The organism is Sphingopyxis sp. (assembly GCF_035998965.1).
Classification (GTDB): domain Bacteria; phylum Pseudomonadota; class Alphaproteobacteria; order Sphingomonadales; family Sphingomonadaceae; genus Sphingopyxis.
Genome location: NZ_DASYHE010000009.1, coordinates 1 through 2,069 on the forward strand (window position 1 = coordinate 1; position 2,069 = coordinate 2,069).

The following is a 2,069-nucleotide window of genomic DNA, read 5'->3' on the forward strand; positions in this document are numbered from 1 at the left end:
TTTTTCTCTTCTTCCATCCGTTCGATGCGCTCGATGAAAAGGCGCAGTTGTTCGTCGGATACGGTGGCTTCGCTCATTTTATGCTCCGGTGATTGGGATGATGCGGCGCGAGAATCGCGGTTGGCGCGTCCCTAAAGCCCCGGAGGATTTTTGGCCATGCTTTCTTGGGCTCGTCGCGTCACTCGGGCGGAAAAGCCTGGCGCTTGCCGCCCAGTTTGTGGACGACGCCGCGGCGCATGACAAAATCGACCGTTTCGAGCGCGGTGACGTCGGCGAGCGGGTCACCGCCGACAGCAATGATGTCGGCCTCGCGCCCCGGCAGGATCGCCCCGATCGGCCGGTCGAGTTCGGCGGCATTGTCGATGGTCGCAGCCTTGATCGCCTGCGCCGGGGTCATCCCGGCCTTGACCATCAGCGCAAATTCCTTGGCGTTGTCGCCGTGCGGCGCGACGCCGGAGTCGGTGCCGAACAGGATGCGGACATTGCCCTTTACCGCACGCGCGATGCTGTTGGCGTGGGCGGCCGCGGCTTCCTCGGCCTTAGCCAGCTGCGGCCCCGGGGCGTCGCCGCGCCGCGCCTGCGCCAGTGCGGCGATCGGTGCGACCGCGGTCGGCACCAAGGCGGCGTTCGACGCCTTGAACAGCCGGACCGTTTCATCGTCGATAAAGCTGCCATGTTCGATCGAATCGACCCCGGCGCGCAGCGCGGCGTCGATGCCTTCCTTGCCGTGGGCATGGGCGGTGACCTTGCGGCCAAAGCTGTGCGCGGTGTCGACGACCGACTTCATTTCGGCATCGGACATCTGCTTGCCCAGCCCGCCCGCGACGTTCGAGCGCACCCCGCCGGTGGCGGCGAATTTGATGACCTCGGCGCCCAGCGAGATCTGGGCGCGGACGGCGCTGGCGCAGCCATCGGGTCCGTCGCAGATGTTGGTGCGCTCGGCCGCGACCGCATGGGTCAGGGTGCGGTTGAGGCCGTTGACCCCGCCATGGCCGCCGGTCACCGAAATCATCGTCCCGGCGGGGATGACGGTGGGGCCGACGATCACGCCATTGTTGATCGCATCACGCAGCGTCGTCGTGGTCCGGCCATCGCCGCCCAGATCGCGCACGGTCGTAAAGCCCGCTTCGAGGGTACGGCGCGCATTCCCCTGTGCGATCACGAATACATCCTCGACGTCGCGGCCCGAGCTTTCGAGGCGGCTGCGTAGCAGATTGTCGTCGCTGGAGATATGGACGTGCATGTCGATCAGACCGGGCAGGACAAAGGCGTTTTTCAGGTCGACGACCTTTGCGCCGTCCTCGGGCGTGGCAAATCCGTCGCGTACTTCGGCAATCTTGCCGTCGCGGACGATGATCGTCGATGGCCCACGCGGGTCGCGGCCGGGCTGGTCGAGCAAACGCCCGGCATGGATATAGGTGGTGGCGGAGGGTTGTGCGGCGAGCGGGCCGCTGGCCATGAAGGCGACGCCCAGCATCGCTCCTGTCAACATCGTGCGCATCGCCATATTCTCCCCATTTTCCGTGCCTAAGCGGCGCTTCCCAACCTCATGTCCGCAAAGCGCGGTCAGAGCAAGATCAGTGACGCGGGTTCTTCGCCATGCTCGCTTCCATCCGCGCGAGCTGTTCGGGGGTGGCGGCGGTGTGATGCAGGGCTTTCCAGTCCGCGGTCGGCATGCCGTGGACGATCGCGCGGCCCGCTTCCTTTTCCATGTTTCCCGCCTCGGCGATCCAGTCGCCCAGGCAGTTGCGGCAGAAACCGGCGAGCCCCATCAGGTCGATATTTGCAGCGTCGCTGCGATGCTGGAGCAGCCGGACGAGGCGGCGGAAAGCGGCGGCGGCGACCGCATCGTCGAGGGTATCGAGCGCGTCGTTCGGAATGGCCTGATCGTCGCTGCAGGACATGGCGGATTTCCTTCTGCTGAGGGGATGAATAGCTATACGCGGCTTGCCTTGCCGGGGGCAACGCGCCTACGCAAGCGGCCCCAGCTTTTTATCGGTTCGGAGCATTTGTGGTCCAGAGTTTTACCCCCCGCCAGCGCAAGGTGCGCATCCTGGCGACGCTTGGTC

At 65.6% G+C, this 2,069-nt stretch carries 2 protein-coding genes; both read right to left on the minus strand.

Translation table 11 applies throughout. The features are described from left to right. Positions 1–178 precede the first annotated feature (178 nt). A complete protein-coding gene (locus tag VGN68_RS00475) occupies positions 179–1,507 on the minus strand; it encodes an amidohydrolase family protein (protein ID WP_327472810.1) in 1,329 nt (442 codons plus the stop codon). A gap of 70 nt (positions 1,508–1,577) precedes the next feature. Next, on the minus strand, positions 1,578–1,904 hold the full coding sequence (locus VGN68_RS00480) for a DUF1244 domain-containing protein (protein WP_327472812.1): 327 nt from the start codon (positions 1,902–1,904) through the stop codon (positions 1,578–1,580). Between the last annotated feature and the right edge of the window lie 165 nt (positions 1,905–2,069).

Excerpts from the sequence above, each read along its gene's own strand:
- VGN68_RS00480 (WP_327472812.1), bottom strand. The coding sequence starts at position 1,904 with ATGTCCTGCAGCGACGATCAGGCCATTCCGAACGACGCGCTCGATACC.
- VGN68_RS00475 (WP_327472810.1), bottom strand. The coding sequence starts at position 1,507 with ATGGCGATGCGCACGATGTTGACAGGAGCGATGCTGGGCGTCGCCTTC.